The organism is Campylobacter sp. 2018MI01 (assembly GCF_018501205.1).
Classification (GTDB): Bacteria; Campylobacterota; Campylobacteria; order Campylobacterales; family Campylobacteraceae; genus Campylobacter_E.
Genome location: NZ_JAHCZE010000069.1, coordinates 1 through 6,839 on the forward strand (window position 1 = coordinate 1; position 6,839 = coordinate 6,839).

Sequence of the window (6,839 nt, forward strand, 5' to 3'; positions counted from 1 at the left end):
TTAAACAAAATGAAAATTCTTTAGCAAAAAAGTTTATATTGATATTTCCTTTTTCACAAGGAGTGATTATTTTGCAATTTTGATAACAAGGCAAAATCCCATAAAATTCTAATACTTTAAAATTATCATTACGAACACTAATTTCATTAATGCCTTGTGATTTTAGCTCTTTTGCTAATTCTTTATTTAAATGATAATTTTTAGCAAAATGCTCGTTTTCATCAACAAATCTATATAAAAATGGATTAAATATCACAAATAAAAAGCTAATCACTAAAGAAATTAATACAAAAAATAATATCACATTATGTTTTGCTCTAAATTGTGGTAAATGCACTTTAAAAGAAGTTAAAAAATTAGCAATTATTAAAGGTATAGCAGGTAGTAAAAATGGTAAAAACTCGGCAATTTCTGGCTTTTGTCTAAATGATAATAATAAGCATATTATAAAAGCACTCGCACTTATACAATATAACAAGTCCTTTTTACCCTTAAAACTAATATAATAAATCGTATAGAAAAAATACAAAAATAAAGGCGGAGAAAACACAGCTGACATAATAGCAAGTGAGTCTAAAAAATATCCCCTAGGTCTGCCTGAAAAATCATATCCATACATTATAAAAGTAGCAAACATTAGTAAAATTGATAAAATTAATAACTTTGATAATCTATTAAAATAAGCATAAAAAATACAAGCAATATATAATGAAATCATAGCTTTATCAAGATAAATACAAGCAATCAATACTCCATAAAATATATAAAATTGCCTTTTTATAGCAAGATATACAAGAAGTAATGAAGTAAATATAATAATTCCTGCAGGATTAATTAGTAATGCTGAAGCAAGGCTTCCTGGAGTAAGATTAAAGATAATATTAGATATATAGGCATTATTTTTAAGGTATTTAATTGATATTTTATATAGCAAAATATTGCTTAAAATATGCAAGATTATATAAGCAAATCTTATATTTTCATTGCCAAAAACACTTAAGGCAAAATTAGCAAAAAGCCCATTAAAACTATTTGAGCTAAGCTCGTTTAATTCATAAGGGCTAATACTTAAAAAGCTGTTTTGCCACAATAAAACGCATAAATCAATTAATAAAATAACGCCTAATTTATAATTCATCTAATTCCTATTTTAAATTCTCAAGCTCAAGCATTAAATTAAGCCACAATTTAACACCATTTTCTAAGGCATTTTTATTTAAACTCATTTCAGGATGATGAAGTCCAGGAGCACAATCAACTCCTAAGCCCATAAATGCTGATGGAATGCCTAATTTAATAGGATAGAAGAAAAAGTCTTCCCCACCAGGTGTAAATTGCTCTTTGATTAAATTCTCTTCTCCTAAAGTATTGCTTATAACTTTTTCGCAAATCTTAGCTAAATCTTTGTTAATTACAGCTGCGGGAATATTGATTAAGTATTCAAAACTCACCTTAGCATCATAAGCATTTGCTATATTTGTTATGATTTTTTCAAGTTTTTCTTTCATCTCTTGCATACTATCATTATATTGAGCTCTTAAATCAAATACCAAAATAGCTTCGCTAGGAATTGAATTAGTAACCCCACTATCACATATAAATCTAGTTGCTTTTATACTACTTGGTTTATTTGGGTCTATATAAATTTTTCTCGCAGCATCAATAATGCTAACACCTACATCAATTGCGTTAATTCCTAAATGTGGTCTTGCTCCGTGAGCTGCTTTGCCTTTAATAGTAATTTTTATAGCTGAACTTGCTGCATAATACATTGAAGCTATTGCTTTAGGACTTGGGCATTCTTGAATTGGGCGAATATGCATTCCAAAAATAGAGCTTAAACCTTCACAAGCTCCTAATTCTATCATCTTTAAAGCCCCACTGCCTAATTCTTCAGCAGGTTGGAATATAAATCTTATTTTGTTATTTTTAATGATATTTTGCTCTTTTGCCATTAAAGCTGCACTAAGTAGCATAGACATATGTGCATCATGCCCGCAAGTATGCCTTGCACAAGCTTTATCATCAATTATATGACCTAAAGCATCAATATCAGCCCTAAGTCCAATTATCTTGCTACCACTTCCTAACTCCGTATAAAAACCTGTATCTCCTAGATTAGTTATACTAAAACCTGCATTTTTAAGAGTAGTTTTTAAATACTCACTCGTTTTAAATTCTTTAAATCCAAGCTCTGGAATTTCGTGTAAATACTCATAATGTTTGATAACTTCCATATTAACTCCTTTAAAAAATATAAATACTAATAACTATTTCTTATTGTTTTCTTAAAAAATATTGTAGAATAAAAACTTTATTTTATTTAAAAGGAGTAGTATGCAAAAAGCTACAGAATTTGAAGTAGGAAAAGTAAAACCTAGTGCTTATCTTGCTTTAATATTTTTAATCTTATTTTTTTCAGGACTTTTAGCAGGACACGATATGCTAAAGGCTTTTGATTTTTCTACTTTAACAGGTGGTTTTGGTAAAATCCCAAAAATCTTAGATGAAGCTAATATAAAAGCTACGACCTTCATAGGAGATGGTGGAAGTGGTGCTAGGGCTGGATTTTTATTTGCATTTAGCTTAATTCCTGCTGTAATGCTTGCACTTGGAGTAATTGAAGTAATGGAGCATTATGGAGCTATTAAGGCTGCTCAAAAATTATTAAATCCTATTTTAAAACCTATTTTAGGAGTTCCTGGATTATGTGGGCTTATATTAATTACTGATTTACAAAGCACAGATGCAGGTGCTGCTATGAGTAAAGAAGCAAGAGATAAAAATTATATAAACGATAAAGATTTAGTAGTAATTTGCGCTTGGCAATATAGTGGGGCTGGTATGATTAATAACTTTTTTGCAATAGGTTCAGCATTATTAGGACATTTAGTATGCTTACCAATAATTCCACTTATATTAATGCTAATTATGAAATTCGTAGGAGCTATTTTTGTAAGAATAGTTTTAAATACATTTTATAAAAAGGATTTTGAATGAATAATGAGAGCAAAAACCCATTAGATATTTTTATAGTAGGTGCTAAAAAAGGTTTTAATATCGCTTTATATAATCTAATTCCTAATGTTTTAATGGCTTATGTAATAGCTGAAATGTTAAAAATCTTAGGAGTTATGAAATTCTTAGGAGATTATTGTGGCGTTATTATGAATATTTTTGGCTTACCAGGAGAAGCAATTACTATACTTTTATCAGCGTGGCTTAGCACTTCGGCTGGAGTTGGAATTGCTGTTAATTTATATGCAAATGGGGTTATTGATAATATTGGAGTTAGCATAGTTTTACCTGCTATATTTTTAATGGGAGCTCAACTTCAGTATTTAGGAAGATTATTAGCTGTTGCAGGAGTTGCTAAAAAATACTGGATACTACTAATAATAACAAGTATTTTAAATGCTTTTATTTGTATGTTTATGATGAAAATTGTTGTTAGTTTGTAAAAGAGTTCAGGATTGCTCCTGAACTTAAGAATTATTTTAAAGTTACGATATAAGCAGCTAATGCTTTCATATCATCTTCGCTAAGATTTTTAACTTGTAATTCCATAGTTTTCTTAGCTTTTCCACCAAATGTTCCAGCTTTATAACCTTGTAAAGCTTCTAAAATTGTTTTTTCATCTAAAGTATTGATGATAATTTCTGCACCTGGAGCTTTTTTCTCAGCTGCTTTACCATGACAGGCAATACATTTTTTAAATAATGTAGCTCCATCATTAGCCATTGCTGCAGTGCTTAATAAAGATAATGCTGCTAAACTTAATAATACTTTTTTCATTTTGTCTCCTTTTTTAAAAAATGAGTGAAATTGTATTCCTTTTTGATAAACAAACCAAAATTAATTTAATATTTAGAATTTATTTAAATTAATAATTATTTTCATATTATTTTTCTTACTTATTTTTTGTAATATTTTAAATATTTTTTAATTAGGATAACTTATGCAAGATTTACCTTTGGTGTATGTTTTAGAAGATGATTTAAGCATTAATAACTTAATAAAATATGCTTTAGAAAGCAGTGGTTTTAAAGTCATTAGTTTAATTAATGCAAAAGAGCTTTTTAGCGAATTAAACAATCAAATTCCACATATTTTAGTGCTTGATATTATGCTACCTTGCGAAGATGGTTTTAGTATCCTAAAAAAAATAAAATCTAATGAAAAAACAAAAGCTATTGAAGTAATTTTACTAAGTGCGTTAAATCAAGAAAACGATAAAGTAAAAGGTCTTGATTTAGGAGCAAGTGATTATATTACCAAGCCTTTTTCTATTTTAGAATTCCTAGCAAGAATTAGAAATATTTTAAGAAGAATTGATTGTAATAATGAAATCATTTTTAAAGATTTAAAAATTAATCTAAAAACTAGAATAGTAAGCATTAATGAAGAAGAAATAAGCCTTACTTTAAAAGAATTTGAATTACTTACAAAACTCATTAAAAACCAAAACATTTGCCTTAAAAAAGAAGATTTATTAAAAGAGATTTGGGGAGCAAATATTTCAAGTAGGACTTTAGATATACACATAAATACTTTAAGAAATAAATTAAAAGATTATGCAAAATACATAATAACAATTCGTGGAGTAGGATATAAAATAGCTTATGAGAACTAGGATATTTTTTGCTATATTTTTTGTTTCATTTTTTGTTTTGATACTATTACAAGCAGCGATTTTTAGCGTTTTTGATAATATTTATTTTATAAATCTTGATTTTAAAATAGAAATTTTTAAAACAATATTTTTAGTATTTTTACTAATAACATTACTTAGCTTAACTCTTGCATATTTTATAAGCAAAAGCATAGTAAAACCATTATACGAACTTGACATAAACGAACTTGATAAATCATTTCAATACAATGAATTAAAGACTTTTTTATCTCAAGTAAAAGAACATAATAAACAATTTAAAAAGATAAGAGCTGAGTTTAGTGCAAATGTTACTCACGAGTTAAAAACTCCACTTACTTCAATAATGTTAAGCTCTGAAATGCTTAAAAATAATCTAGTAAAAAAAGAAGATGAAAAGCAATTCATAGATACAATTTACAATCAATCAAGTGCTTTACTTGAGATGATTGATGAGATTATTAAATTATCATTTTTAGATGAAGTTAATAATTTTGAGATGACAAATGTAAATATAAGCAATGTTTTAAGTCAAATTATTAAAGAATTAGATTTTAAAATCCGTGAAAAAAATATAAAAATACTTATGAATATAGATGAGTTTATATTTTTTTCCAATGAAAAACTAATAAAAACTATGCTTTATAATATAATTGATAATGCGATTAAATATAATATAGATAATGGCAAAATAATTATTAGTTTGAATATAAACAAAAAACACATAGTTTTATCTATAAAAGACACTGGTATAGGCATTAGCAAGGATATTCAAAATAGAATATATGAGAGATTTTTTAGACAAGACATAAGCAGAAACAAACAAATAAAAGGCACAGGTTTAGGACTTTCAATAGTAAAAAAGATAGCTAGAATACATAAAATTAAAATAATGTTAAATTCCGAGCTAAATAAAGGGAGTGAATTTTTACTACTATTTAAAAATACAAAACACAAAGATTAAGTTTTAATTAATTCTTAATATCTATAATCTTTCATTTAAGCAATTACTTTTAAAGGAAAATCTATGAAATTAACTAACAAAATACCACTATTAGTAAGCATTCCATTAGTTATTTGTTTTATTCTATTAGGGTTGCTAAATTATAACAGTTCTAAAAATGACGCTGTAAATTATTCTAATTTAGGTAAACAAAAAACACTTGAAGCTACAATGCTCTATGTAGATTCATATTTCTCTGGTAAGATGAATTTTTTAACAAAATTTGCTAAAGCTATTGAAGAAGTTAATATTGATACAGATGAAGATATGATTTTAAGAAGACTAAATTTATTATATTCTCCATCAGGACTTAATGCTTTATATTTTGCTAAGGTTAAAGATGGCAAAACATTCTATAAGGGTAATGAAGAAGCAGCACATATAATTAAGGATTTTGATGCTAGGGAACGTAATTGGTTTAAAGAAGCTTTAGTTGATAAAGTTGTAAATTTAAGTGACGATATTTATTATGATGATAGATTAAAGACAGTTATAGCGACAATTTATGCTCCGGTTATGCAAAATGGAAAAATTATTGGAGTAATTGGCGGAGACTTAACTCTAAAACCATTAAAAGATAGTGTATTAAAACTAAAATACTCAGCTACAAATGCGATATTTGCATTTGATACACACAATCAATTTACTTTACATATAAATCCAAAGTATGAATTAAAACAAAATCCTGTTATAGACACAATTAAACAAGAATTGTCTAAAGCACAAGATTATAACGGGTTTAAAACTATTGAATACAATTTTGAAAACCATGATAAAAATGCAGTTTGTACAACTTATGATAAATTAAATTGGACAATTTGTAGCACTAATGAAAACAAAGATTTTGATGAAAATTTAAATAATTTATTAAAACAAAACCTAACAATGTTTATCATCTCATTGCTAATAATTTCAGCTATTTTATATTTATTAATCAAGCAATCTTTACGCCCACTTGAAATCATTCAAAAAGGCTTAAGAGAAGTATTTTCACTAATAAATCACGAAAGAAAAACAGCAAGTAAGATTGATTTAAATTCTAAAGATGAGTTCGGAGCTATGGCTAAAGCTATTAATGAAAACATTGAAAGAACAATCAACTCACTTACTCAAGATACAAACGCAGTAGAACAAAGCGTTCAAACAGCAGCAGCAATTGAAAGCGGAGATTTAAAAGCAAGAATT

General features: G+C 26.9%; 8 protein-coding genes. 5 read left to right on the plus strand and 3 right to left on the minus strand.

From position 1 onward, the window contains the following. On the minus strand, positions 1 to 1,138 hold a 1,138-nt coding region (locus KJQ97_RS08380), incomplete at its 3' end, for a hypothetical protein (RefSeq protein ID WP_214120549.1). A gap of 7 nt (positions 1,139 to 1,145) precedes the next feature. Beyond that, the gene (locus KJQ97_RS08385) at positions 1,146 to 2,237 is read right to left on the minus strand and encodes an amidohydrolase (RefSeq protein ID WP_214120550.1); all 1,092 of its coding nucleotides are present in this window, start codon (positions 2,235 to 2,237) and stop codon (positions 1,146 to 1,148) included. Between the two features lie 100 nt (positions 2,238 to 2,337). On the opposite strand from KJQ97_RS08385, the gene KJQ97_RS08390 reads away from it, so the two are divergent. Both KJQ97_RS08390 and KJQ97_RS08395 read left to right on the plus strand, forming a co-directional pair. Beyond that, positions 2,338 to 3,000 carry a hypothetical protein gene (locus KJQ97_RS08390; RefSeq protein WP_214120551.1) on the plus strand — a complete coding sequence of 221 codons (663 nt, stop codon included), beginning with the start codon at positions 2,338 to 2,340 and terminating at the stop codon, positions 2,998 to 3,000. Beyond that, positions 2,997 to 3,461 (plus strand): YjiG family protein, encoded by a 465-nt coding sequence (locus KJQ97_RS08395; RefSeq protein ID WP_214118626.1) that lies wholly within the window; start codon positions 2,997 to 2,999, stop codon positions 3,459 to 3,461. Before KJQ97_RS08390 ends, KJQ97_RS08395 begins: the two co-directional genes overlap by 4 nt. Positions 3,462 to 3,492: 31 nt before the next feature. On the opposite strand, the gene KJQ97_RS08400 is transcribed toward KJQ97_RS08395, so the two are convergent. Beyond that, positions 3,493 to 3,795: a c-type cytochrome gene (locus tag KJQ97_RS08400; protein ID WP_214118628.1), complete on the minus strand. Its 303-nt coding sequence runs from the start codon at positions 3,793 to 3,795 to the stop codon at positions 3,493 to 3,495. A gap of 163 nt (positions 3,796 to 3,958) precedes the next feature. On the opposite strand from KJQ97_RS08400, the gene KJQ97_RS08405 reads away from it, so the two are divergent. The 3 genes from KJQ97_RS08405 to KJQ97_RS08415 all read left to right on the plus strand — a co-directional run. After that, a complete protein-coding gene (locus KJQ97_RS08405; RefSeq protein ID WP_250325869.1) occupies positions 3,959 to 4,633 on the plus strand; it encodes a response regulator transcription factor in 675 nt (224 codons plus the stop codon). Beyond that, positions 4,623 to 5,615: a sensor histidine kinase gene (locus tag KJQ97_RS08410; RefSeq protein ID WP_214120552.1), complete on the plus strand. Its 993-nt coding sequence runs from the start codon at positions 4,623 to 4,625 to the stop codon at positions 5,613 to 5,615. The genes KJQ97_RS08405 and KJQ97_RS08410 overlap by 11 nt, the downstream gene beginning before the upstream one ends. Before the next feature lie 63 nt (positions 5,616 to 5,678). Further along, positions 5,679 to 6,839 (plus strand): cache domain-containing protein (locus KJQ97_RS08415; RefSeq protein WP_214120553.1); only part of this gene is annotated, 1,161 nt, incomplete at its 3' end.

Excerpts from the sequence above, each read along its gene's own strand:
- KJQ97_RS08405 (WP_250325869.1), top strand. The coding sequence starts at position 3,959 with ATGCAAGATTTACCTTTGGTGTATGTTTTAGAAGATGATTTAAGCATT.
- KJQ97_RS08385 (WP_214120550.1), bottom strand. The coding sequence starts at position 2,237 with ATGGAAGTTATCAAACATTATGAGTATTTACACGAAATTCCAGAGCTT.
- KJQ97_RS08395 (WP_214118626.1), top strand. The coding sequence starts at position 2,997 with ATGAATAATGAGAGCAAAAACCCATTAGATATTTTTATAGTAGGTGCT.
- KJQ97_RS08400 (WP_214118628.1), bottom strand. The coding sequence starts at position 3,795 with ATGAAAAAAGTATTATTAAGTTTAGCAGCATTATCTTTATTAAGCACT.
- KJQ97_RS08390 (WP_214120551.1), top strand. The coding sequence starts at position 2,338 with ATGCAAAAAGCTACAGAATTTGAAGTAGGAAAAGTAAAACCTAGTGCT.
- KJQ97_RS08410 (WP_214120552.1), top strand. The coding sequence starts at position 4,623 with ATGAGAACTAGGATATTTTTTGCTATATTTTTTGTTTCATTTTTTGTT.